Consider the following 24505-nt stretch of genomic DNA (forward strand, 5'->3'; position numbering starts at 1 on the left):
ACCGATCGATTCATTGAACACGGGGAAGACAGACATGCAAGACAAGCAACCGAACGCCGGCGACGAACGCGCGGCACACGATGCGCCGATCGAAGCGATCAGCGCCGACCGCCTGGCCGACGTGCTGCGCCGCGCGGGCTACCGCGTGACGGCGGCCGAGCAGAACGGCACGGTGCAACTGATGAGCGCGAGCCAGGGCATCGGTTTCGCGGTGCGCTTCGGCAATCCGGCCACGGCGCTCGTGCCGCAGGGGGCCGATGCGCAGGCCGCCACGCTGCCGTACATCGACTACACGCTGTCCTGCGTGCTGCAGGTGCAGGGCGAATTGCCGGCCGAACTCGTCGCGGACTGGAACCGGACCAAGCGCTTCGCGCGTCTCGCGAGCCACGGGCCGTTTCTCGCGCTGGAGATGGATGTGGTCGTCGCGGGCGGTGTGTCGGAGCGCTACCTGCGCTCGACGATCGAGCTGTGGGATCGCCTGATCCAGGAATTCCTGCTGCACCTGCGCAACCGTCCCGCGATGGCCGAGCAGGAAGCGGCGCGTGCGGCGGCGGGCGATCAGGGCGGCGCATCGGCCGCTGCGGCGGCCGGGCAAGAGGCTACCGCGCAGTCATGATTGCCGCGAGCCGGATCGCCGGCCGCCGGATCGGCGCCGTGCTGCGCGCGTTGCTGCCGGGCCGTGCGCGACCCGCTGCGATGGTCGCCGGCGAGGTGCCGGCCGCGTGGGTTGCGTATGCGGAGCACATCGCGCAATGGCTGCAGGCGACGCTCGACTGCGACGACGCAGCCGCGTGCCGCCTGCGCGCCGACGTTGAGCGCTGGGCCGACGATCTTGCCGCTACCGGTGGCGACGGGCCCGTGCTGCCGGTGCGCGCGTGGCTCGACCGGCGCGGGCACGTGACGCGCGTCGACAGCGCGACGGCCGGGCAACCGGCGCTCGACGCCGCGCTGCACGCTGCGCTCGTCGGCCGGGCGGTCGGCGCGGCACCGCCGCGCGGGATGACGCAGCCGCTCGTTCTGCGGGTGATGCTGACAGGCGCGCGTTAAGTACGGCGTCCGCATTTCAAGAACAATCCAGAGGGCAGTCGAATGATGATGACGAAGATGAAGATGCTGGCAATGGTGGCGGGCAGTCTCGTGCTGGGCGTGCCGCTCGTTGCGCACGCACAGGACGACGTGATCGCGAACGCCGCGCAGGCGTCGGTCACGCAGGCCGACATTGCGGCGCTGTTGAAGACGGTGAGCCCCGAAGGGCGCGAACGCCTCGCAGCCGACCCGGCGACGCTGGATCAGGTCGTACGTTCGACGCTCGCGCAGAAGGCTGTGCTGGCCGAGGCGAAATCGAAGGGCTGGGACAAGCAGGCCCCGGTGCAGGCGGCCGTCGAGCAGGCGCAGCGCGATATCGTCGTGCGCAGCTATCTGACGTCGGTGAATGCGCCGCCGGCCGATTATCCGTCGGACGTGGAGATCCAGTCCGCGTATGACAAGAACCGCGCCGCGTTCACCGCACCGCGCGCGCTGCACGTCGCGCAGATCTATATCGCGGTGCCGCCGAACGCGGATGCCGCGACGCTCGACAAGGCGCGCAAGCACGCGGCCGATCTCGCGAACCGCGCGCGCAGCGGCGATTTCGCGGCGCTGGCGAAGGCGAACTCGCAGGACAAGGCGAGCGCCGCGAACGGCGGCGATCTCGGTTTCGTGCCCGATCCGTTGATGGTGCCGGCCGTCCGGCAAGCGGCCGACGCGCTGAAGCCGGGCCAGGTCTCCGCGCCGATCCAGACGCCGGCCGGCTTTCACGTCGTGAAGCTGATCGACGTGCGCGCGGCCGCGCCGCGTCCGCTGGCCGACGTGAAGGAGCAACTGCGCGCGATGCTGCGCGCGCAGCGCACGCAGCAGAATACGCAGGCGTATCTCGCGAAGCTGGCCGCGAACGCGCCGATCAACGAAGACGCGCTGAAGAAAGCGCTCGCGTCTGCCCGGTAGGCGCGCTCATGGCACCTGTCCGTTCGACGCCGCGCGTCGAGGCGCCCGACGCGCGCACGCCGAGGCGTCGTCGCCCGGCTGCCGCGTCCGACCGTCCGCGCATGCCGAAGGCGATCCCGTGGCCGGGCCGGCCCGGCGAATGGCCGACGCATTGCCCGCTTTGCTTCGGCGCGCTGGAGCCGTTGCCCGGTGCGGGCGGCTATGCGCGGCACCGGAGCACGCGGTGCTCCGCGCAGTGCGTGCTCACGACGCGCCAGTATCAGCCGGAGGAGCTGACGATTCGCGGCTCGCGCGACGCGCAGGTCGCCGCGCTCAATCGCGAGCGCTTCATCGCGCAGTGGCCGCGCCATTACGCACTGATGCGGCGCGCGTGGCCCGCGCTCACGATCGGGCGCTTCATCGCGGTGATCGCGTGCGTGGACGTCGCGGATCTCTGGTCGTACCGGATGTCGCGCGACGACGATCTCGCGGCCGTGCTGCTCGTGCTGGCCGGCTTCCTGCGCGTGCCGGATGCGTCGGGCGCCGATGCGTCGGGCGCCGATGCGTGCGCGCCTACGGTGCGCTGGGTGCGGTTCTGGTTCGATGCGAGCGTGCGCGACGTCGGCGATCTGTGGGCGCCCGGCAACGACGCGCCACCGCTCTTTCGCGTCGACTATCGGGAGCCGCTCGTCACGCCGTATCCGACCGGTGCGCAGGTGCATGCGTGGCAGCCGGTCGACGGCATGCGTGATGCGTGGGCGCGGCACGCCGATGTGCATGAGCCGGCCGTCGAAACGACCGACCGCGCGGCATTCGCGCGTTTCCTGGCGCGCGCGCCGGCGTCGGGCACGAGCGTGTGAGTGCGGCGGCGCGAGCGCGATGGAGCTATCACGGAAGGAGGCGCGCATGAAGAAGCGACGAAACGGAATCGCGACGATCGTCTGCCTGCTGCTGGCGGCCGGCGCACACGCGCAGGGCAGCCGTGCGGCGGCGAGTGCGCCCGCGCCTGCGCCGGCCAGTCCCGGTTCGGCTGCGAAGCCGGTGTGCGTCGATGCGGAAGTCGACGGCAAGCGCGCGCTGTCGTACGACTGCCTGAGCCGGCAACTGAAGCCGAAGGCCGAGCCGCAGCCCGGCGCGTCGCAGACGGATTCTGAGCGGCTGTCGAAGCAGCCGTCGAACCGTCTCGGCACGTTCAACCTGTCGACCGAGCGGAACCGCTTCGGCTCGAACTGGGGCCGGTCGGTGACGCCGCAGCGGCCCGATGCGCCGGTTGCGGTGCCGCCGAAGTGATGCATGCGGCCGGCAACGCGGCGCGGGCATCGATGCGCCGACGGCGTTCCGGCGCGAACCGACGAGGAACTGCGATATGAAAGCGGGCAAGCACACGGGCCGGGTGGTGGTGGTGCGTGCGATCGCGGGCGCGCTCGCGTTCGCCTGCGCGTGCACGACGGTACGGGCCGCCGAGCAGCCCGCGCAGGCGGGTACCGCACCGCCGACCGTGGCGCTGCCGAACTTTGCCGCGCTCGTCCGGCGCGTCGGCCCGGCCGTCGTCAACATCAGCGTCACGCGCGAAGTCACGCAGATGGGCATCCAGTTGCCGCCCGGCATCGCGCCCGATCATCCGCTCGCGCCGTTTCTCGCGCGGCGCGTGATCGGCAACCGCGAGGAAGTGAGTCTCGGCTCCGGCTTCATCGTCAGCGCGGACGGCGTGATCCTGACCAACCGGCACGTGGTCGGCGACGCGGCCAGCGTCGACGTGAAGCTGACCGACAAGCGGCAGTTCAAGGGGCGCGTGATCGGCAGCGATCCCGTGTCCGACGTCGCGGTGATCCGTATCGACGCGCGCAACCTGCCGGTCGTCGCGACCGGCGATCCCGCGCGTACGGAGGTCGGTGACTGGGTGATGGCGATCGGTTCGCCGTACGGGTTCGCGAACACGGTCACGCAGGGCATCGTCAGCGCGAAATCGCGATCGTTGCCTGGCGAGCGCGCGATTCCGTTCATCCAGACCGACGTGCCGATCAACCCCGGCAATTCGGGCGGCCCGCTGTTCGACCTCGGCGGCCGCGTGATCGCGATCAACTCGATGATCTTCTCGAAGACGGGCGGCTATCAGGGGCTCGCATTCGCGATTCCGATCGACATCGCGCTCGACGTGAAGGACCAGTTGCTGCGAACCGGCAGGGTTACGCGCGGGCGGCTCGGCGTGGCCGTGCAGGAAGTGAGCCAGGCGCTCGCGCGTTCGTTCGGCCTCGCGAGCCCGGACGGCGCGCTGATCACGATCGTCGAACCGGATGGCCCGGCCGCGCACGCGGGGCTGCAGGCGGGCGACGTCGTGCTCGCGGTCGATGGCAAGCCGATCGCCGAATCGACGGACCTGCTCGGCACAGTCGCGGGCATGCGTGCCGGGCGGCAGGCCGACCTGCTCGTGTGGCGCGCGGGACGGGCGATGCATGTGATCGCGACGGTGGGCGCATTCGACAGCGGCACGGCGTCGGCCGGCGGCGAGCAAGGGCCCGCGCGGTTCGGGCTGGCGCTGCGCGCGGCGACGGAGCAAGAACGCCAGCGGCTCGGCGTCAGCCAGGCGCTTGTCGTCGAGCAGGTGAGCGGCCAGGCCGCCCGCGCGGGTTTGCAGCCCGGCGATATCGTGCTGTCGGTCAATGGCACGCCGGTCGCGAGCATCGGCGCGCTGATGACCGAGATCGACGCCGCGCACGGCAACGTCGCGCTGCTCGTCCAGCGCGGCGGCACGCGGCTGTATGTGCCGATCGAGATCGGGTGAGCGGGCGAGGCTGCGTGGCGCGAGGGCAGCACGAGGGCAGCGCGAATGGCAGCGCGCAAAACAGCGCGCAAAACAGCGCGCCGACAATTCGTCGAAACGGGAGGCGGGATGAAGCGAATGCAGGAGTGGGGCGCATCCGGATGGCTGCGGGCGATCGTCGTCGCATCGGCGTTGGCCGTGGGCGCCGCGCCGGCCGTCGCGCAGACGGCCGACGTGCCGCAGACGTGGATCCGTTACGGGCAGCTCGCCGGGCAGCAGTTCCAGATGTGGCTCGAAGCCGACGGCGACGCGGCCGACCGGCTGCACCGTTACCTCGAGACGCGCGTGCTGAACGCGAGCGCCGATGCGCCGCCGCCCGCGATCGTCGTGCGCGCGTGGATCGGCGCGAACGGCGCCGTCACGCGTGTCGAATTCGCGTCGCTGGGCGATCCGGACGCGGACGCGACGCTGCGGCAACTGCTCACGGCCGGCCCGCTGACGGAGCCGCCGCCGCCGGACATGCTGCAGCCGTTGCGCGTGCGCCTGCGTCTCGCGCCGAATCCTGACGCGGCCGCCGTCGTGCCGGCATCGGCGGCGCGCACGCCGTGAGGCTCGGAGCCGGACGATGCCGATAGATATCGTAATAAGATATGAGGTTATTGCGTTGGCGGGATGATGACGACCCATTTCCTCAGAAGGAGCTACCCATGCAACTGTCCCAGTTAGGCGGGCATGTCGCCCAATCCGGTTTCGCCGAACGGCAGAAACACGCGCAAGCGCTGATGTACGGGATGGCCGACATCAACGAGTATGTTTCCGGTGGCGTGTGCTACGACGCCGCGGCCTATGTCAGGTATCTGCTGCGCGGCGACGCGATGATCGCGCCCAGCGCGTTGCTCGACACGATCGGTCAGCACTGGCGGACGCGGTTCAACTTCGAGACCGGCGATCAGTGGGACGGCCACGCCAGCATTCCAGCGGGAACCGCGGTCGGTTTCTCCCGCGGCGGCAATGTCTTTCATGCCGCGATCGCGGTCGGCGGCAGCCGGATCCGGGCCGTGAACGGTGGCCGTCTGGGCAGCGGATGGATGTATGCGGTCGATCTTGCGCGGGTGCTTGAAGCGGATGCGGCCGGCGGTTTTACGTACGACCGCGCGAATATCCGAGTCCACCTGTCGCGCCTGTAGGCCCCGGCGTTAAATACCGCGCCGCCAGCTGTCCTTCAGCCGCTCGACGCGCGCACGGACCGGGCGGCCGTCTTCCCGCCGCTCGGCGATGTCCGCATGGCGTCGCGCTGCCCGTCGCAGCTGTCCTCTCGGCGGTGAAGGGCCATTCACGGGGGCGTGGATGCACATGCTGCGTCGCGGCGATACGCGGGGGTGCGAGTCTGCACGCGCGCTGAGGTAGCATGACGGAATATCCACGATGATCCACGACCTGTTTCGTGATCGATTCCCTTCCGTCCATGTACCCATGGTCAAGACAACGATGAGCGACACTCCCGAACCTGCCGCGCCCGGCGACGACGAACCGTCCGGCGGCGCGTCGTCCTATCTGGTGCCCGGCCTCGAACGCGGGCTGCGGATTCTCGCCGAATTCTCCGCGCGCGAGCCAGTGCTCGGCGCGCCCGAGCTGTCCAAGCGCATCGGCATCCCGCGTACGACCACGTTCCGCCTGCTGCAGACGCTCGAGGCACTTGGCTTCCTCGAGCGCGTGAACGGCGACCGCTATTTCCGGCTCGGCGTCGGCGTGCTGCGGCTTGGCTTCGAGTACCTGAACTCGCTTGAACTGACCGATCTCGGCGCGCCCGTACTCGAACGGCTGCGCGATTCGACCGGCCTGTCGACGCATCTGCTGATCCGCGACCAGCGCGACGTCGTGTTCGTCGCGAAGGCACAGAGCAATGCGTCGATGTTCGGTTCGGTGAAGGTGCATGTCGGCACGCGCTTGCCCGCGCATGCGACCGTGCACGGCCACGTGCTGATGGGCGACCTGACGCGCGACGCGCTGCGCCAGCTCTATCCGGAAAAGCGGCTCGAGCAGTTCACCGAGCGCACGCCGGGCACCGTCGACGAACTGTACGAACGCGTGCGCCATTACGCGCGGCTCGGCTATGCCGTCAGCGAGGCGGCGTTCGAAAGCGGCATTTCGGCCGTCACCGCGCCCGTGCGCGATCACTCCGGCTCGATCGTCGCGGCGATCACCGCGACGGTGCCGCGCTCGGAGATCGGCGAGGCCGGCGAAAAGGAAAGGCTCGTCGAAGCGGTGTGCGGCGCGGCGGTCGACCTGTCGCAGCGACTGAACTACCGGCCGCTCGAAAGCGACCCGACGTTCGCGCATGCGCGCCACAAGGTCGCGATGTTCTGACGAATCGAACCGGTCGCCACGCGCGGCTTCGCAAAAGACAAGAGCGGCCCGCGGGCCGCTCTTGTCGTTTCGGGCGCCGAACGCGTGAAACCGCTCAGAACGAGTGGTGGATCCCGGTCAGCACGATCACCTGGTTCGCGGTGCTCGACACGCCTGCCGTGAAGAACGAGGCCTTCGCGCCGCCCGAACCATGCTCGTACAGCACGTTCGCGTAGAGCTGCGTACGCTTCGACAGCGCGTAGATGTCGCCGAGTTCGACCTGCGTCCAGCGACGGCCGGCCAGCGTCGTGGTCGCCGCGCCGCCCGCGATCGTGTTGAATGCGCTGCTGCGGTAGTTCACGCCCGCGTCATAGCTCTGGAACGTGTCCGAAAAGCCGTTCGACTGCATCTTCGTGCGCGTGTAGAGGCCGTGCACGAGGAAGTCGCCGAACTGGTACGACGCTCCCGCGCCGATGTTCTCGACTTTGTTCGCGATGTAGCCGTTCGCGGTGTTCTGCCCCTGGAACGAAGCGATACCCGTCTGGCTGATCAGGATCGAGCGGTCATGCTCGTTCGAGTAGACGGCCGACGCCTTGAACGGCCCGTTCGCATAGTTCAGCGCGACGCCGACCGATTTGCCGGTCGAGAAGTTCGTCGTGTTGCCGAGCGCGATCGTGGCCGCGGCCGAGAAGCCCGCGAAGCTCGGCGAGCGGTACTTCACCGAATTGTTGTAAGGCACGTTGCCGGTCGCGGCGAGCCCGTCGATGTTGCCAGGGTGGAACGCATACCAGCTCATCGCGAGGTAGGCCGTGCTGAGCGGATCGAGATAGTCGAACGTCAGCGGCGTCTGGCGGCCGAGCGTCAGCGTGCCGTAGCGGTCCGAGCTGAGGCCGACGAACGCCGCGCGGTTCCAGATCGTGTTCGCGGTCGCGAACTGTCCGTTGTTCGTATAGAAGCCGTTCTCGAGCTGGAAGATCGTCGACAGGCCGCCGCCGAGGTCTTCCTTGCCCTTCAGGCCCCACCGATCGGGCTGCGTGTTGCCCTGGATCATCGCCCACTTCGCATGGCCGCCGACGTTGTTCACGTACGCGACACCCGCATCCACGCTGCCGTACAGCATCACGCTGCTCTGCGCCCACGCGCCCGACGCGGCGCCCAATCCGATGACTGCTGCTGCTATCGCATGCTTGACCATTTGATCTCCTGACTCTCCAACCTGATGAAAACGTGGTGTGGCGGCATGCGTAGGGACGGCCGGCCGTCACGCGTTTTTCACCGCCGGGTGGGCTTTTTCGTATGTTCCATATAAGGAACAGTGTGCCTCTGGTGGAATGAAGTATAGAGGCGTCAAGCGCCGGATCAAAAATAATTTTTTCGGGACGGATGCGTCCATAGCCGATGTCCGGCATCGGTGCTCGAGGCCCGAGATAAGGGTGTAACTACCCGTCACCAAACAAAAAACCACATTTGACGTGGTAGGTGGAGGCGAGGGTAGACAGGGCGGTCGGTGTTTTCCCTAGGGCATGCAGCTTTTTGTTTTACTCGTGGAAAGTCGCTTCTATAATCACCATCCATAAACTGATGTTCCTAATATGGAACAAACGAGAAGCAAACGAGAGTCGATCAGAAGGAAGGGTGTGAGATGTCTGAACAATGGATTTGCGCCGGACACGCCGGCGCGCTGTCGGAAGACACGCCGATCGAGTTCAAGCGGACCGACGGCGTCGAAATCGGGATCTACCGCGTCGGCGACGACGTGTATGCGCTCGAGAACGTGTGCCCGCATGCGTACGCGCTGCTGACGCAGGGGTTCGTCGACGAAGGCACGGTCGAATGCCCGCTGCACGAGGCCGTGTTCGACATCAAGACGGGCGAATGCCTGAAGGGTCCGGGCGGACGCGCGCTGAAGCAGTACGCGGTGCGCCTCGCCGGCGAGGAAATCCAGATCAAGGTGGAATGACATGAAAGAAGCGACCGTCAACTTCAATCCCTTCCTGAAGCCGTGGGTGGCGCCGCAGCCGAACAACGTCGCCGGCAAGGGGCAAATCGAGATCCCCGGTCAGGTCGAGAACCGGATCTGGCAGAACCGCAAGGCCGAGCCGACCCAGTACGAGAACGACCTCGGCGATGCGCTCGAACGCGTGTTCGAAGCCGGTGCAACCGAGCTGGACGACGTCGTCGCGGGCCTGAACCGCATCGGCTTCCGAGCGCCGGACGGCACGCCGTGGACACCCGAGCGCTTCCGCGCCGAACTGGCCTCGCTCGCGGAATGACCGCGCCGAGCGCGTGACCCGCCGACCCGACGACAACCGCATCCGGAGCACACTGATGACGTCCCCCGTACAACACGCATCCCAACACGACCCGGTCCGTGACTATCTCGACCGCGGCATCAAGAATTACTGGTATCCCGTCGCGCCGAGCTGGCAGGTGTCGAACGCGCCTGTCGGCCTCACGCGCCTGTCCGAGCAGATCGTGCTGTGGCGCGATCACGAGGGCAAGGTTCACGCGCTGGAAGATCGCTGCCCGCACCGCGGCGCGCGCCTGTCGCTCGGCTGGAATCTCGGCGGCAACATCGCCTGCTGGTATCACGGCATCGAAATCGACGGTGGCGGCACGGTCAACCGGGTGCCGGCCGTGTCGAACTGTCCGATGGAAGGGACGAAGTGCGTGAAGTCGTATCCGGTCGAAGAGAAGGCCGGCGCGATCTTCCTGTGGTTCGGCGACGAAGCGCACGGCGAGCCGGCGCCGCTGAACCTGCCCGAGGAACTGGTCGCCGACGAGTACGGCCACTTCCTGTGCGTGTCGAACTGGAAGTGCAATTACCAGTACGCGATCGACAACGTGATGGACCCGATGCACGGCGCGTACCTGCACGCGACGTCGCACTCGATGGCCGAAGGCGACAAGCAGGCCGACATGCGTGTGCGCAAGACGGAAACGGGCCTGATGTTCGAGAAGGTCGGCCAGCGCGACGTGAACTTCGACTGGGTCGAACTCGGCGAAACGGGCTGCCTGTGGATGCGCCTCGCGATTCCGTACAAACAGAAGTTCGGCCCGGGCGGCAACTTCGGGATCATCGGCTTCGCGACGCCGGTCGACGGCGACAACTGCCAGGTCTACTTCTGGCGCACTCGCAAGGTCAGCGGCTGGCAGCGCGACGTGTGGCGCTTCATGTACCGCAACCGTCTCGAAGGCCTGCACTGGGACGTGCTCGAGCAGGACCGCTACGTCCTCGAAAGCCTCGCACCGCAGGCGCGCGATCACGAATACCTGTACCAGCACGACGTCGGCGTCACACGCGTGCGCCGGATGTTGCGCCAGCGCGCACAGGAACACCTGACCGCGCTCGACGCGCATCGCGCGGCGCAAGCCGCTTCGGAGCCCGCGAATGGCTGAGCTCGCACCGGTCGTGTCGCTCGCAGGGCGCCGCGTGCTCGTCACGGGCGGCGCGCGCGGTCTCGGCGCGGCGTTCGTGAAGGCGCTGGTGGCAGCGGGCGCGCAGGTCGCGTTCGGCGACGTGCTGGCCGACGAAGGCCGGGCGCTCGCCGCGCAGCTTGCGGAAGCCGGCCATGCCGCGCATTTCTTCGCGCTCGACCTGGCCGATCCGGCGAGCGTTGCCGCATTCGTCGCGCAGGGCGCGGCGGCACTGGGCGGCATCGACGCGCTGATCAACAACGCGGCGATCACGAACTCGGGCGGCAAGCTGTCGACGGAGCTCGACGTGTCGACCTGGGACGCCGTGATGAACGTGAACGTGCGCGGCGTGTGGCTCGTCAGCAATGCGGCGCTGCCGTACCTCGCGCAATCGGGCCGCGGCGCGATCGTGAACCTCGCATCGGACACCGCGTTGTGGGGCGCGCCGAAGCTGCTCGCGTACGTCGCGAGCAAGGGCGCGGTGATCGCGATGACGCATGCGCAGGCGCGCGAGTTCGGCGCGCACGGCGTGACGGTCAACGCAGTCGCGCCGGGGCTGACCGAAGTCGAGGCGACAGCCTACGTGCCGGCCGAGCGCCATGCGTTCTACATGCAGGGCCGTGCGCTGACGCGCGCGCAGATGCCCGACGACGTGACGGGCCCCGTGCTGTTCCTGCTGTCGGACGGCGCGCGCTTCGTGACGGGCCAACTGCTGCCGGTGAACGGCGGCTTCGTAATGAATTGATGTTTTTACCCTTGATGAAGGAGAGGACGATGGCGGACGCCGATCTCGAACGCAAGTCGTGGGACCAGCCGGAAGGCGCAAGCTTTGACGACTGGATGGAAGGGCGCGTTGCGCGCTATGCGACGCGGCGCTACGACTGGGACGCACTGAAGTTCCAGGCCGACTACGACCCGAAGTACCGCCGTGCGCAGATGCGCTACGTCGGCACGGGCGGCACGGGCGTCGCGAAGGACGTCAACACGGTGCCGGCCGGCAACTTCACGTTCTCGACGATGGTCATCCCGGCCGGCAACATCGGCCCGAGCCACATCCATATCGACGTCGAGGAAATCTTCTTCGTGCTGCGCGGCAAGATGAAGGTGATCTGCGAGCGCGACGGCGAGACGTGGGAAGCGATCCTCGGCGAGCGCGACCTGATCTCGGTGCCGCCGGGCGTGTATCGCACGGAAATCAACATCGGCGAGGAAGATGCGCTGATGTGCGTGATGCTCGGTTCGTCGAAGCCCATCACGCCGACGTATCCGCCCGATTCGCCGCTCGCGAAGATCAAGCGTTGAGACGGAGCGGATGAAGCAATGAGTGTCATCGACAAACGTGAACGCGACCGCACCGCGGCGTTCGCCGCGCTGCTCGGGCAGTTTCCGGAGCAGCGTTGCGCGGCCGGTGCGGCGGGCACGATCGGTTATCGCGAGGCCGGTGCGCAGCATGCGGGCCGCGCGCTGCCCGTCGTGTTGCTGCACGGGATCGGCTCGGGTGCCGCATCGTGGGTCCGCCAGCTCGACGCGCTCGGCGCATCGCGGCGCGTGCTCGCGTGGGATGCGCCCGGCTATGGCGTGTCGACGCCCGTGCACTGTGCGTCGCCGGCCTCAGCCGATTACGCCGCATCGCTGAACGCGTGGCTCGAGGCACTCGGCATCGAACGCTGCGTGCTGGTCGGTCATTCGCTCGGCGCGATCATTGCGGGCGGTCTCGCCCGCGTGATGCCCGCGCGGATCGCCGGCCTGCTGCTGGTCTCGCCCGCGGGCGGCTACGGCAGCGCACCGGCCGAAACACGCGAATCGCGCCGCGACGCGCGGCTCGCAATGCTCGCTGAACTCGGCCCGGCCGGTCTCGCCGAGCAGCGCAGCGGCAACATGCTGTCGGGTTTCGCGAGCGAGGATGCCCGCGCCTGGGTGCGCTGGAACATGGCGCGCATCGTGCCGGCCGGCTACACGCAGGCCACGCATCTGCTCGCGAACGCCGATCTGGCAAGCGATCTCGCGGGCTTTCGCGGTCGCACGGCCGTGGCGGTCGGTGCGAACGACGCGATCACGCCGCCCGCTGCGTGCGAGCGGATCGCCGCGGCCGCGCACGTCGGGTTGCAGGTGATTCCGCAGGCCGGTCATGCCGGCTACGTGGAAGCGCCGGCCGTTTATTCCGCACTGATCGACGCGTTCTGTCGGCAATGCGACATGCAGCGAGGACTGGTATGAACTGCCCCCACGCTCACATTCGTTCGCTGCCCCCCGAGGGGGCGGATGCCTCCCTTGGGGCGGCCCGGCGGGAGGCATCATGAGCGAACCGCTGCAACAACCCGAATCCGAGAACGCGAAGGCCGAGGCCAGCTACGTGGTGCCGGGCCTCGAACGCGGGCTGCGGATTCTCGCCGAATTCTCGCCGCGCGAGCCCGTGCTCGGCGCGCCCGAGTTGTCGAAGCGGCTCGGCATTCCGCGCACGACGGTGTTCCGTCTGCTGCAGACGCTCGAATCGCTCGGCTTCCTCGAGCGTGCGGACAAGGATCGCAACTACAAGCTCGGCATTGCCGTGCTGCGGCTCGGCTTCGAATACCTGAGCTCGCTGGAACTGACCGATCTCGGCTTGCCCGTGATCGAGAGCTTGCGCGATGCAACCGGCTTCACGACGCACATCGTGATCCGCGACGGCCGCGACGTGGTGTTCGTCGCGAAGGCGCAGAGCCAGTCGCCGGTGTTCAGCTCGATCCGCGTGAACGTCGGCACGCGCTTGCCCGCACATGCGACGACCCACGGCCACGTGCTGATGGGCGACCTGTCGCTGAAGGAACTGCACGCGCTGTATCCGGAAGGCGCGCTGAACCGGATGACGAGCGCGACGCCGTCGACGGTCGACGCGCTGTACGAAGTGATCCGCGAGGACGCGCTGCGCGGCTACGGCGTCAGCAATTCGTCGTTCGAGCGCGGTATCTCGGTGGTCACGGCGCCGGTGCGCAACGAGACGCAGAGGATCGTTGCGTGCATCACGGTGACGGTGCCTAAACCGGAGATCGACGCGGCGCTGATCGCGGACGGACTGATCGACAAGGTGCAGCGCGCGGCGGCGGAACTGTCGCGGCGGCTCAATTACCGCTCGGATGACGAGCACACGTTTCTGAAGGCGTTAGGACTGAAATGAGACCCCCACGCTTGCTTTGCGCGCTGCCCCCCGAGGGGGCTGTCGGCCCTCTTGGGACGGCCCGGCGAGGACCGACGACATGATTCAGATCGATCTGACCGGGCAGGTGGCGGTGGTGACGGGCGGTTCGTCCGGCATTGGCCTCGCGACCGCCGAACGGTTCCTGCAGGCTGGCGCGTCGGTCGCGATTTGCGGCCGCGACGGCGAGCGCCTCGCGCGTGCCGAGGCCATGCTGAACGAGAAATACCCGGGCGCACAACTGCTCGCCGTGCGCTGCAACGTGCTCGACGAGGCCGACGTGACCGCGTTCGCGCAAGCCGTGTCCGCCCGCTTCGACCGAGCCGACATGCTCGTGAACAACGCGGGCCAGGGCCGCGTGTCGACCTTCGCCGACACGACCGACGACGCGTGGCGCGAAGAGCTCGAACTGAAGTACTTCAGCATCGTCCGCCCGACGCGCGCGTTCGTGCCGCTGCTGCGCGACGCGCAGGCGCCGACGATCACCTGCGTGAACTCGCTGCTCGCGCTGCAGCCGGAACCGCACATGGTCGCGACGTCGTCGGCGCGTGCGGGCGTGCTGAGCCTCGTGAAGTCGCTCGCGACCGAACTGGCGCCGCAGCGCATCCGCGTGAACTCGATCCTGATCGGCATCGTCGAGTCGGGCCAGTGGCGCCGCCGCTACGAAGCGCAGGCGCAGCCCGGCGAAAGCTGGGAAGACTGGACGGGCGCGCTCGCCCGCAAGAAGAACATTCCGCTGAATCGCTTCGGCAAGCCCGACGAGGCGGCCTGGGCACTTTTTTATCTCGCAACGCATCTGTCGTCCTATACGACGGGCAGCCATATCGACGTTTCTGGAGGGTTTGCACGCCATGTCTAAAAAAACCACGGTTGGCGAGCTGATTGCCGCCTTTCTCGAGCAGTGCGGCGTGAAAACCGCATTCGGTGTCATCTCGATCCACAACATGCCGATCCTCGATGCGATCAACTCGCGCGGCAACATCCGGTATGTCGGCGCGCGCGGCGAAGCGGGCGCGGTGAACATGGCCGACGGCCTGGCCCGCGTGTCGGGCGGCCTCGGCGTCGCGTTCACGAGCACGGGCACGGCGGCGGGCAACGCGGCCGGCGCGATGGTCGAGGCACTGACGGCCGGCACCGCGATGCTGCACATCACCGGGCAGATCGAGACGCCGTATCTCGACCAGGATCTCGCGTACATCCACGAAGCGCCCGACCAGCTGACGATGCTGAACGCGATCTCGAAGGCCGCGTTCCGCGTGCGTACGGTCGAGACCGTGCTGCCGACGATCCGCGAAGCCGTACGCATCGCGCAGACCGCGCCGACGGGCCCCGTGTCGGTCGAGATTCCGATCGACATCCAGGCTGCCGAAATCGAATGGCCGGAAGATCTCGCGCCGGCGCACGTCACGGTGCGCGAGCACGACGCCGCGCGCGTCGCGAAGCTTGCCGACGCGCTCGCGGCCAAGCGCCGCCCGCTGCTGTGGCTCGGCGGCGGCGCGCGTCACGCACGCGAGGAAGTCGAACGCCTCGTGAAGCTCGGCTTCGGCGTCGTGACGAGCGTGCAGGGCCGCGGCGTGCTGCCCGAGGATCACCCGGCGACGCTCGGCGCGTTCAACGTGCACGCGTCCGTCGAAGCGTTCTACAAGACCTGCGACGCGCTCGTCGTCGTCGGCTCGCGCCTGCGCGGCAACGAGACGCTGAAGTACAAGCTCGCGCTGCCGCAGCCGCTGTTCCGCGTCGATGCCGACGCGCTCGCCGACAACCGCGGCTATCGCAACGAGTGGTTCGTGCACGGCGATTCGAAGCGCGTGCTGGCCGAACTGGCCGATCGCCTCGAAGGCCGCCTGTCGGTCGATCCGCAGTTCGCGGCCGATCTCGCGGCGGCCCGCGAACAGGCCGTGGCCGACGTGTCGAAGGGCCTCGGGCCCTACAAGACGCTCGTCGACACGCTGCAGGGCGCCGTCGGCCGCGACTACAACTGGGTGCGCGACGTGACGATCTCGAACAGCACGTGGGGCAACCGCCTGCTGAAGATCTTCGAGCCGCGCGCGGGCGTGCATGCGCTGGGTGGCGGCATCGGCCAGGGGATTCAGATGGGCATCGGCGCGGCGCTGGCGGACGCGGCGGCGAAGACGGTCTGCCTCGTCGGCGACGGCGGCCTGATGGTCAACGTCGGCGAACTCGTGACGGCCGTGCAGGAAAACGCGAACGTGATGATCGTGCTGATGAACGACCAGTGCTACGGCGTGATCCGCAACATCCAGGACGCGCACTACGGTGGCCGCCGCTGCTTCGTGCAGTTGCACCAGCCCGATTTCGCGCAGTTCTGCGCGAGCTTCGGCCTCACGCATTACCGGATCACGTCGCTCGACCAGGCCGAAGCGATCGTGCGCGAAGGGATGGCGAAGGAAGGGCCGGTGATGGTCGAAGTCGACATGCTGTCGGTCGGCTCGTTCGCATCGGTTTTCGCGGGCCCGCCGGTGAAGAAGGAAGCGCCCACGGAGCGCCAGTATGCGTAACGGACACGCACCCGTCGACGTCGCGATGATCGGCTTCGGTGCGATCGGCGCGGCCGTGTACCACGCGGTCGAGCACGATGCATCGCTGCGTATCGCGCACGTGATCGTGCCGGAGCACCAGCGCGCGGCGGTGCAGGGCGTGCTCGGCGGTGCGGTCGAGGTCGTGTCGTCGGTCGACGCGCTCGCCCGCCTCCCCGAGTTCGCGCTCGAATGCGCGGGCCACAGTGCGCTCGTCGATCACGTCGTGCCGCTCCTGAAGGCCGGCACCGACTGCGCGGTCGCGTCGATCGGCGCGCTGTCCGACCTCGCGCTGCTCGACGTGCTGTCGCAGGCGGCCGACGAAGGCAACGCGACGGTGACGCTGCTGTCCGGTGCGATCGGCGGCATCGATGCGCTGGCGTCCGCGCAGCAGGGCGGCCTCGACGAAGTGCTGTACGTCGGCCGCAAGCCGCCGCTTGGCTGGCTCGGCACGCCGGCCGAGGAACTATGCGACCTGCGCGCGATGACCGAAGAAAAGGTGATCTTCGACGGCACTGCGCGCGACGCCGCACGACTGTATCCGAAGAACGCGAACGTCGCGGCGACGGTCGCGCTCGCGGGCCTCGGCCTCGACGCGACGCGCGTGCGCCTGATCGCCGATCCGGCGGTCTCGCGCAACGTGCACCGCATTACCGCGCGCGGCGCATTCGGCGAGATGTCGCTGGAAATGAGCGGCAAGCCGCTGCCCGACAACCCGAAGACGTCCGCGCTGACGGCGTACAGCGCGATCCGCGCGCTGCGCAACCGCGCGGCCCGCTGCGTGATCTGACCGGGCCATTGAGCGTCCGCCCGCGCCACGGCGAGGGTGGGTGTGCAGAGACAGACTTGTGGGACTTGTGACATGACTTCTTTCGATACGAGCCTCGTACCCGACGGCAACATCCTGATCGGCGGCGAGTGGCGGCGCGGCCGTGGCGTGCCTTACGCGAGCATCTATCCGGCCGACCAGTCGCTGAATAGGGAAGTGTCGACGGCGAACGCGGAAGACGCGGCCGAAGCCGTCGAGGCCGCCGACGCCGCATGGCGCCGCGCCGACTGGGCCGGGTTGAAGCCGCACCAGCGCGCGCAGGTGCTGTACCGCATCGCGGATCTGATCATGCAGCGCCACGAGGTGCTCGCGAACCTGCAGCGCCGCGACAACGGCAAGCCGATCAGCGAGACGCGCGTGCTAGTGGCGAGCGCCGCGAACACGTTCCGCTATTTCGCGGCCTGCCTCGAAACGCTCGACGAAGAACTGACGCCGTCGCGCGGCGACTACCTGACGATGAGCGTGTACGAGCCGATCGGCGTGATCGCGGCGATCACGCCGTGGAATTCGCCGATCGCGTCCGACGCGCAGAAGCTCGCGCCGGCGCTTGCGGGCGGCAACGCGGTGGTGCTGAAGCCGGCCGAAGTCACGCCGCTCGCGTCGCTGGCGCTCGCGCGCATCTGCGAGGAAGCCGGCGTGCCGAAGGGCGTGCTGAGCGTGCTGCCGGGCAAGGGTTCGGTGATCGGCGACGTGCTCGTGCGTCATCCGCTGGTGAAGAAGGTGTCGTTTACCGGCGGCACCGAAGTGGGCCGCGGCATCGCGCGCATCGCGGCCGAGAAGCTGATGCCCGTGTCGCTCGAACTCGGCGGCAAGTCGCCGACGATCGTATGCGACGACGCCGATCTCGATCACGCGGTCAACGGCGTGCTGTACGGCATCTTCAGCTCGTCGGGCGAGGCCTGCATCGCGGGTTCGCGGCTGTTCGTGCAGCGTTCGGTGTACGACGAATTCATGAAGCGCCTGGTGGCCGGCGCACGCAAGCTGCGGGTGGGCGACCCGACGCGCCCCGACACGCAGATGGGGCCGCTGATCACGGCGAAGCACCGCGAATCGGTGGAGCGCTACGTCGCGCTCGGGCTGGAAGAAGGCGGCCGCCTGCTGTGCGGTGGCGAGCGGCCGTCGGGCGACGGGCGCGAGAATGGCTTCTTCTATCAGCCGACGATTCTCGAGGGCTTGCCGAACAGCGCGCGCATCTGCCAGGAAGAAATTTTCGGGCCCGTGCTCGTCGCGATGCCGTTCGACGACGAAGCGTCGCTGATCGCGCAGGCCAACGACAGCGTATTCGGTCTTGCCGCCGGCATCTGGACGCGCGACTACAAGCGTGCATGGCGCATCGCGCGCGCGCTCGAAACGGGCACCGTATGGATCAACACGTACAAGCTGTTCTCGATCTCCACGCCGTTCTCGGGCTGGAAGGAGAGCGGGATGGGCCGCGAGAAGGGTCGTCTCGGCATCCGCGAGTACATGCAGCAAAAGAGCCTTTACTGGGGCTTGAACGACGCGCCGCTGCCGTGGGCGAACTGAGCGAAGGGGAATGACGCAATGAGCATTTTGGGAATCGAGCAGATCACGTACGGCGTCGACGACCTCGCGACCTGCCGGCGCTTTTTCGCCGACTGGGGGCTGAAGGAAGTCGCGCACGACGACACGCGCGCGCGCTTCGAGACGATGAACGGCTGCACCGTGCTGGCCGTCAAGGCCGACGATCCGGCGCTGCCGCCCGCGTTCGAAGCGGGGCCGACACTGCGTGAAGTCACGTGGGGCGTCGCGACGCAACAGGAACTCGACGCGCTGCGCGACAAGCTCGCCGGCCAGCCGGGCTACTACACGCACGACGATGCGGTGGGCTGCATCGATCCGAACGGGATGGCGATCCGTGTCGAAGTCACGCGCAAGCGCTCGCTCGACATCACGGGCTCGCCGTCGAACGTGTGGGGGCAGACGCTGCGCGTCGACCAGCCGAGCCCGATCTATGCACGCGCGGAGCCGGTCGAGGTCGGGCATGTCGTGTTCTTCACGAACTGCCTCGCCGCGCAGGAAACGTTCTATCACGACCTGCTCGGCTTCGAGATGTCGGACCGCTACCCGGGCCGTGGCGCGTTCATGCGCTGCGCGCCGCACGGCGGCCACCACGACCTGTTCCTGCTCGCGCTGCCGAATGGCAAGCGCGGCCTGAACCACGTCGCGTTCACCGTGCGCGATATCCATGAAGTGTTCGGTGGCGGCATGCACATCGACCGCTGCGGCTGGGAAACCCAGCTCGGCCCGGGCCGCCACCCGGTGTCGTCCGCGTACTTCTGGTACTTCCAGAATCCGGCCGGCGGCCTGATCGAGTACTACGCGGACGAGGACGTCCTGACGCCCGAGTGGCAGCCGCGCGAATTCGAGCCGGGCCCGACTGTGTTCGCCGAGTGGGCCGTCGACGGCGGCCTCGACGGCAACACGCGCCGGCAGAAAAACGCGAAGGCGCCGGAAGGCAAGTTCATGACGGAGCGCAAATCATGACCGATGCGAACACGCAGGCGCAGCCCGCGCCGGCCACGGTCGTCGTGATCGGCGGCGGGCAGGCGGCCGGCTGGGTGTTGAAGACGCTGCGCGCGGAAGGCTACGCGGGCCGCCTCGTGATGATTGCCGACGAGCCGCACTTGCCGTACGAGCGTCCGCCGCTGTCGAAGGCCGTGCTGGCCGGCGACGCCGATATCGAAACCGTGCGCGTCGTGCGTCCCGACGAATTCGACGCGTTGAACGTCGAAGCATGGCAGCCGGAACGCGCGGCGTCGATCGACCGCGCGCGCCGCGTGGTGACAACCGCCAGCGGCCGCGAGATCGAATACGACCGGCTCGTGATCGCGACCGGCGGCACGTCGCGCCGCCTGCCGGACGCGATCGTGAAGACGGCGAATTTGCACTACCTGCGCACGCTCGACGAAGCGGCCGCGCTCGGCGAGAAGCTGCGCGCCAGCCGGCGCGTGCTCGTGATCGGCGGCGGCTGGATCGGCCTCGAAGTCGCGGCGACCGCGCGCAAGCTGGGTGTCGAAGCGGTCGTAGTCGAAGGTGCGCCGCGCTTGTGTGGCCGCTCGGTGCCGCAGATCGTGTCGGATTTCCTGCTCGACCTGCATAGCGCGAACGGCGTCGACGTGCGCCTTGGCGCAGCGCTCGCGTCGCTCGACGCGCAGCCGGACGACGCGTCGCAAGTGCGCGCGACGCTCGCCGACGGCACGACGATCGACGCCGATTTCGCGGTGGCCGGCATCGGCCTCGCGCTGAACGCGTCGCTCGCGAGCGACGCGGGGCTGGCCGTCGACGACGGCATCGTCGTCGACGAATTCGGCGCGACGAGCGACCCGGCGATCTTCGCGTGCGGCGACGTCGCGAATCATCACAACGGCTGGCTGAAGCGGCGCGTGCGGCTCGAATCGTGGGCGAACGCGCAGAACCAGGCGATCGCGGCCGCGAAAGCCGTGCTCGGCGTGCGCGCGCCGTACGCCGAGATCCCGTGGTTCTGGTCCGATCAGTACGACGTGAACCTGCAGATCCTCGGTGATCTGCCGGCCGATGCGCAGCTCGTCGTGCGCGGCGATCTCGCCGCGCGCCGCGCGACGCTGTTTTTCCTTGGCGACGGGCATGTGAGAGGTGTCATCGCCGTAAACAACGCGCGTGAGCTGAAGCTCGCGCGCAAATGGATGAACCAGGGCCGGGCAGTGGATACGGAAGCCCTGGCAGACACAACCAAAGCGCTTGCCTGACCGGCAAACGACCAGGAGACACCCCGCATGAGCACTTTCGACAACGTCGTGGCCGGTCGCGCCACGATGGAAGCTGCCGCCTCCACGCCCGGCGCGATCATCGCACGGCTCGAGCGGCTTCCGGCCAACGCGATGCAGATCCGCGCGCGCGTGCTGATCGGCACCGCGACGTTCTTCGACGGCTTCGACGTGATCACGATCGCGGCGACGCTGCCGCTGCTGATTCACAAATGGGGGCTGTCGCCAACGCAGATCGGCATGCTGATCGCGTCCGGCGCGATCGGCCAGCTGATCGGCGCGTTCCTGTTTCCCGCACTGGCCGAGAAGCATGGCCGCGTGAAGGCGATCGCGTGGAGCTCGGCCGTGATCGGCATCACGAGCATCGCATGCGGCTTCGCGCCGACCTTCGAGATCTTCGTGCTGCTGCGGATCCTGCAGGGGCTGGGGCTCGGCGGCGAGCTGCCGGTCGCGGCGACGTACATCAACGAGATCACGCGCGCGCATGGCCGCGGCCGTTTCGTGCTGCTGTACGAGATCGTGTTCCCGATCGGCCTGCTCGTGTCGATGGGGCTCGGCGCGTGGCTCGTGCCGCGGTTCGGCTGGGAGATCATGTACTTCGTCGGCGGGCTGCCGCTGATCCTGTCGCTCGTGCTCACGCGTCTCGTGCCGGAATCGCCGCGCTGGCTCGCGTCGCGCGGGCAGCTCGCGGAAGCCGGGCGTGCGGTCGGCGTGTTCGAAGCGTCGGTGCGCGGCGAACTGCCGCCCGTCACGCAGACGGCCGCGTTCGACGAGATGGTGCGTCAGCATCCGAAGCGCAAGATGAGCGACCTGTTCAGCGCCGCATATCGCAAGCGCACGCTCGCGGTGGCGACGTTGTGGGCGACCTGCGGGTTCATCCAGTACGGGCTGTCGACGTGGCTGCCGACGATCTACAAGAACTTCTATCATGCGCCGCTGCAACTCGCGCTCAACCTCGCGGTGATCGGTTCGGTGGCGGGTGTGCTCGGTTCACTGGCGTCGGCGCTGCTCGTCGACAAGCTCGGCCGCAAGCCGGTGATCGTGTGGTCGTTCGTGCTGTGCGCGCTGTCGCTGGCGCTCGCGGGTATCTACCACGCATCGTCGGTGTATGTCGTCGCGCTCTTCTGTTCGCTGTCGCTCGGGTTGATGGCGTCGGGGTTCATTACCGCGTACGTCTATACGCCGGAGCAATATCCGACCAGCATCCGCGCGTCGGGCTGCGGGCTCGGCAGCGCGTGGCTGAAGATCGCGTCGTTCGTCGCGCCGATGGTGGTGCCGCACGCGATCATCGGCGGGAACCTCGCGCCGGCGTTCTACCTGATCGGCGTCGTGCCGCTGATCGCGGCGGTGACCGTGCACTTCGTCGGGATCGAGACGAAGGGGAAGGTGCTCGAAGCGCTTGAAGCGTAAGGGCGGCCGGTAGCGGCGGATGATGCGACGAGGCCCGGGCGATGTCCGGGCCTTTTTGCTTTTGGCGGATTGCGTCGCGGATTACCTTGCAGACCAGACCGATCGCCTTCGCATGCCTGGGCCGACACACGGCCGCCACTGCGAAAGAATGCCGCATTGCCCGGGTGCGTCGGTGAACTAGAGTCGAACGGTTGCGGACGAAACGACACCGGGAAGACAACGAACCATGGCCAAGAAATTTCCGCTGCATCCCGTGCATCCGGAGAGGATCTGCTGGGGATGCGACAACTACTGCCCGACGCACGCGATGCGTTGCGGCAACGGCTCCAGCCGCACGCAGCACCCGAGCGAACTGCTCGGCGACGACTGGTATCGATACGGCGACTGGGGTATCGAATGTGCGGACGCCGACAACGCGACCGAAGCCGGCGAGCAGTCATAGCGACAAGTTGTCCCACCGGTACGTATCCCGTTTCTTGATCTGCATCACGGTGGCGAAACGCGTCCCGAAACATCATGAAAAAAGATGCATAAAACACGCATCTTGAAGCGGGCGGGATGCCCGGCGGCAAGGAACCTGCGTTCTGCCGCCGTTCGCGCCGACCCGCGCCCCCATGATCGAGAAAGGAGAGCACCGTGTTTTGCTATCAATGCGAACAGACCGACCGGACCGGCGCGCGGCCCGGCTGCGCATCGGCGAAAGGCAACTGCGGCAAGGATGCAACGACGGCCGACCTGCAGGACCTGCTGGTCCATGCGGTGAAGGGCATCGCGCAATACGGCGCGATCGCGCGCGCGATGGGCGAGCCCGATCGCGACGCGGATCGGTTCGTGCTGTACGCGATGTTCACGACGCTGACCAACGTGAACTTCCATGCGGCACGCTTCGTCGCGCTGCTGCGCGAAGCGGCGCAGACGCGCGACCGCGTGAAAGCCGCATGCGAAGCAAGCGCGCGGGCCGCGGGAACGGTCGTTCCCGCGCCGCAGGGGCCGGCGATATGGCAGCCGGCGGGCGATCTCGCCGGCCTGCTGGAACAGGCCGCGGCCGTCGGCATCGACACGGGCCTCGACAAGGTGGGCGCGGACATTGTCGGCCTGCGCGCGCTGGTGCTGTACGGGCTGAAGGGCGTGTGCGCGTACGCGCATCATGCGCGGGTGCTCGGCTACGAGCGCGACGACATTTACGAGGGCGTCGAGGCGGCGCTCGAGTTTCTCGCGCGCGAACCCGACGACGTCAACGCGCTGCTCGCGCAGGCGCTCGAACTCGGCCAACTGAACCTGACGGTGATGGAGTTGCTCGACAGCGCGAATACCGGCCGCTTCGGCGCGCAGCAGCCGACTGCCGTGCGTGTGTCGCCGGTGGCGGGCAAGGCGATCCTCGTGTCGGGCCACGATCTCGGCGATCTGCACGCGCTGCTCGAACAGACGGCCGGCACGGGCATCCAGGTCTACACTCACGGTGAAATGCTGCCGGCCCACGCGTATCCGACGCTCAACGCGTTTCCTCACCTGGTCAGCAACTACGGCGGCGCGTGGCAGGACCAGCAGAGCGACTTCGCGCATTTCCCCGGGCCGATCCTGATGACGTCCAACTGCATCATCGAGCCGATGCCGCAATACCGGCAACGGATCTTCACGACGGGGCCGGTCGGCTGGCCGGGCGTGCGCCATCTCGAGCATCACGATTTCTCGACGCTGATGCGCGCCGCGCAAGCGCTGCCCGGTTTCCCGGCCACGGCGCCGGAGGAGACGATCACGGTCGGGTTCGGCCGGCATGCGGTGCTCGGCGTCGCGGACCAGGTCATCGACGCGGTCAAGGCCGGACAGATTCGCCATTTCTTCCTGATCGGCGGCTGCGACGGCGCGGCGCCGGGCCGCAACTACTACACCGAGTTCGCGGAGCAGGCGCCCGACGATACGGTCGTGATGACGCTCGGCTGCAACAAGTACCGGTTCAACCGGCACGCGTTCGGCGATATCGGCGGCATTCCGCGCCTGCTCGACGTCGGGCAATGCAACGACAGCTATTCGGCGATCCGGATCGCCACGGCGCTCGCCGACGCGTTCGATTGCGGCGTGAACGACCTGCCGCTGTCGCTCGTGATCTCGTGGTTCGAGCAGAAGGCGGCGGCAGTGCTGCTGACGCTGCTCGCGCTCGGCCTGCGCAACATCCGCCTCGGGCCGACGCTGCCGGCATTCGTCACGCCGGGCGTGCTTGCGGTGCTGGTCGAGCAGTTCGGCATCCAGCCGATCGGCGACGCCCGTACCGACCTTGCCGCGTCGCTGGCGCGCAAGGCCGCCTGAGCG

General features: G+C 68.0%; 26 protein-coding genes. 25 read left to right on the forward strand and 1 reads right to left on the reverse strand.

Translation table 11 applies throughout. The features are described from left to right. Positions 1 to 34: 34 nt before the first annotated feature. The 9 genes from CUJ89_RS21915 (at position 35) to CUJ89_RS21955 (ending at position 7090) form a co-directional block, all read left to right on the forward strand. Positions 35 to 616, forward strand: a complete 582-nt coding sequence (locus CUJ89_RS21915) for a YbjN domain-containing protein (protein ID WP_114179534.1) — start codon at positions 35 to 37, stop codon at positions 614 to 616. Continuing rightward, complete coding sequence (locus CUJ89_RS21920; protein ID WP_114179535.1) at positions 613 to 1047, forward strand: hypothetical protein; 435 nt, start codon at positions 613 to 615, stop codon at positions 1045 to 1047. The genes CUJ89_RS21915 and CUJ89_RS21920 overlap by 4 nt, the downstream gene beginning before the upstream one ends. Positions 1048 to 1092: 45 nt before the next feature. Continuing rightward, entirely contained in the window at positions 1093 to 1983 is an 891-nt protein-coding gene (locus tag CUJ89_RS21925; protein WP_114181500.1) for a peptidylprolyl isomerase, read from the forward strand. A gap of 8 nt (positions 1984 to 1991) precedes the next feature. Then, positions 1992 to 2822, forward strand: coding sequence for a hypothetical protein (locus CUJ89_RS21930; protein ID WP_114179536.1), 831 nt, complete (start codon positions 1992 to 1994; stop codon positions 2820 to 2822). A gap of 46 nt (positions 2823 to 2868) precedes the next feature. Then, the gene (locus tag CUJ89_RS21935; protein ID WP_114179537.1) at positions 2869 to 3252 is read left to right on the forward strand and encodes a hypothetical protein; all 384 of its coding nucleotides are present in this window, start codon (positions 2869 to 2871) and stop codon (positions 3250 to 3252) included. 76 nt (positions 3253 to 3328) lie between these two features. Further along, positions 3329 to 4744 carry a Do family serine endopeptidase gene (locus CUJ89_RS21940; protein ID WP_114179538.1) on the forward strand — a complete coding sequence of 472 codons (1416 nt, stop codon included), beginning with the start codon at positions 3329 to 3331 and terminating at the stop codon, positions 4742 to 4744. A 108-nt stretch (positions 4745 to 4852) separates the two neighbouring features. Next, positions 4853 to 5332 carry a YbaB/EbfC family DNA-binding protein gene (locus tag CUJ89_RS21945; RefSeq protein ID WP_114179539.1) on the forward strand — a complete coding sequence of 160 codons (480 nt, stop codon included), beginning with the start codon at positions 4853 to 4855 and terminating at the stop codon, positions 5330 to 5332. 98 nt (positions 5333 to 5430) lie between these two features. Continuing rightward, a complete protein-coding gene (tecA, locus tag CUJ89_RS21950; protein WP_114179540.1) occupies positions 5431 to 5910 on the forward strand; it encodes a type 6 secretion system effector deamidase TecA in 480 nt (159 codons plus the stop codon). Between the two features lie 286 nt (positions 5911 to 6196). Continuing rightward, the gene (locus CUJ89_RS21955; RefSeq protein WP_114179541.1) at positions 6197 to 7090 is read left to right on the forward strand and encodes an IclR family transcriptional regulator; all 894 of its coding nucleotides are present in this window, start codon (positions 6197 to 6199) and stop codon (positions 7088 to 7090) included. Positions 7091 to 7184: 94 nt separating this feature from the next. On the opposite strand, the gene CUJ89_RS21960 is transcribed toward CUJ89_RS21955, so the two are convergent. After that, a complete protein-coding gene (locus CUJ89_RS21960) occupies positions 7185 to 8264 on the reverse strand; it encodes a porin (protein ID WP_114179542.1) in 1080 nt (359 codons plus the stop codon). A 447-nt stretch (positions 8265 to 8711) separates the two neighbouring features. On the opposite strand from CUJ89_RS21960, the gene CUJ89_RS21965 reads away from it, so the two are divergent. The 16 genes from CUJ89_RS21965 (at position 8712) to hcp (ending at position 24502) form a co-directional block, all read left to right on the forward strand. Next, entirely contained in the window at positions 8712 to 9029 is a 318-nt protein-coding gene (locus tag CUJ89_RS21965) for a non-heme iron oxygenase ferredoxin subunit (protein WP_006489883.1), read from the forward strand. 1 nt (position 9030) lies between these two features. Next, complete coding sequence (locus CUJ89_RS21970; protein ID WP_114179543.1) at positions 9031 to 9342, forward strand: recombinase-like helix-turn-helix domain-containing protein; 312 nt, start codon at positions 9031 to 9033, stop codon at positions 9340 to 9342. A 55-nt stretch (positions 9343 to 9397) separates the two neighbouring features. Then, entirely contained in the window at positions 9398 to 10468 is a 1071-nt protein-coding gene (locus CUJ89_RS21975) for an aromatic ring-hydroxylating oxygenase subunit alpha (protein WP_114179544.1), read from the forward strand. Then, positions 10461 to 11231 (forward strand): SDR family oxidoreductase, encoded by a 771-nt coding sequence (locus tag CUJ89_RS21980; protein ID WP_114179545.1) that lies wholly within the window; start codon positions 10461 to 10463, stop codon positions 11229 to 11231. The genes CUJ89_RS21975 and CUJ89_RS21980 overlap by 8 nt, the downstream gene beginning before the upstream one ends. A 29-nt stretch (positions 11232 to 11260) precedes the next feature. Then, complete coding sequence (locus CUJ89_RS21985) at positions 11261 to 11788, forward strand: cupin domain-containing protein (protein WP_114179546.1); 528 nt, start codon at positions 11261 to 11263, stop codon at positions 11786 to 11788. Between the two features lie 18 nt (positions 11789 to 11806). Next, positions 11807 to 12703: an alpha/beta fold hydrolase gene (locus CUJ89_RS21990; protein WP_114179547.1), complete on the forward strand. Its 897-nt coding sequence runs from the start codon at positions 11807 to 11809 to the stop codon at positions 12701 to 12703. A gap of 79 nt (positions 12704 to 12782) precedes the next feature. Beyond that, on the forward strand, positions 12783 to 13640 hold the full coding sequence (locus CUJ89_RS21995; protein WP_114179548.1) for an IclR family transcriptional regulator: 858 nt from the start codon (positions 12783 to 12785) through the stop codon (positions 13638 to 13640). Positions 13641 to 13719: 79 nt separating this feature from the next. Continuing rightward, the gene (locus tag CUJ89_RS22000) at positions 13720 to 14517 is read left to right on the forward strand and encodes an SDR family oxidoreductase (protein WP_114179549.1); all 798 of its coding nucleotides are present in this window, start codon (positions 13720 to 13722) and stop codon (positions 14515 to 14517) included. Beyond that, a complete protein-coding gene (locus CUJ89_RS22005) occupies positions 14510 to 16177 on the forward strand; it encodes a thiamine pyrophosphate-binding protein (RefSeq protein ID WP_114179550.1) in 1668 nt (555 codons plus the stop codon). The genes CUJ89_RS22000 and CUJ89_RS22005 overlap by 8 nt, the downstream gene beginning before the upstream one ends. Beyond that, positions 16170 to 16985, forward strand: a complete 816-nt coding sequence (locus tag CUJ89_RS22010) for an aspartate dehydrogenase (RefSeq protein WP_114179551.1) — start codon at positions 16170 to 16172, stop codon at positions 16983 to 16985. The genes CUJ89_RS22005 and CUJ89_RS22010 overlap by 8 nt, the downstream gene beginning before the upstream one ends. Before the next feature lie 72 nt (positions 16986 to 17057). Further along, positions 17058 to 18548, forward strand: a complete 1491-nt coding sequence (locus tag CUJ89_RS22015) for an aldehyde dehydrogenase (protein ID WP_114179552.1) — start codon at positions 17058 to 17060, stop codon at positions 18546 to 18548. Positions 18549 to 18566: 18 nt separating this feature from the next. Beyond that, positions 18567 to 19529, forward strand: a complete 963-nt coding sequence (locus CUJ89_RS22020) for a VOC family protein (protein ID WP_114179553.1) — start codon at positions 18567 to 18569, stop codon at positions 19527 to 19529. Continuing rightward, complete coding sequence (locus CUJ89_RS22025; RefSeq protein WP_114179554.1) at positions 19526 to 20770, forward strand: NAD(P)/FAD-dependent oxidoreductase; 1245 nt, start codon at positions 19526 to 19528, stop codon at positions 20768 to 20770. Before CUJ89_RS22020 ends, CUJ89_RS22025 begins: the two co-directional genes overlap by 4 nt. Positions 20771 to 20797: 27 nt before the next feature. Further along, on the forward strand, positions 20798 to 22198 hold the full coding sequence (locus CUJ89_RS22030; protein WP_114179555.1) for an MFS transporter: 1401 nt from the start codon (positions 20798 to 20800) through the stop codon (positions 22196 to 22198). A gap of 226 nt (positions 22199 to 22424) precedes the next feature. After that, the gene (locus CUJ89_RS22035) at positions 22425 to 22640 is read left to right on the forward strand and encodes a DUF3079 domain-containing protein (protein WP_114179556.1); all 216 of its coding nucleotides are present in this window, start codon (positions 22425 to 22427) and stop codon (positions 22638 to 22640) included. A gap of 194 nt (positions 22641 to 22834) precedes the next feature. Next, on the forward strand, positions 22835 to 24502 hold the full coding sequence (gene hcp / locus CUJ89_RS22040) for a hydroxylamine reductase (protein WP_114179557.1): 1668 nt from the start codon (positions 22835 to 22837) through the stop codon (positions 24500 to 24502). Positions 24503 to 24505 lie beyond the last annotated feature (3 nt).

The sequence above is a fragment of the Burkholderia pyrrocinia genome (assembly GCF_003330765.1).
GTDB lineage: Bacteria > Pseudomonadota > Gammaproteobacteria > Burkholderiales > Burkholderiaceae > Burkholderia > Burkholderia pyrrocinia_B.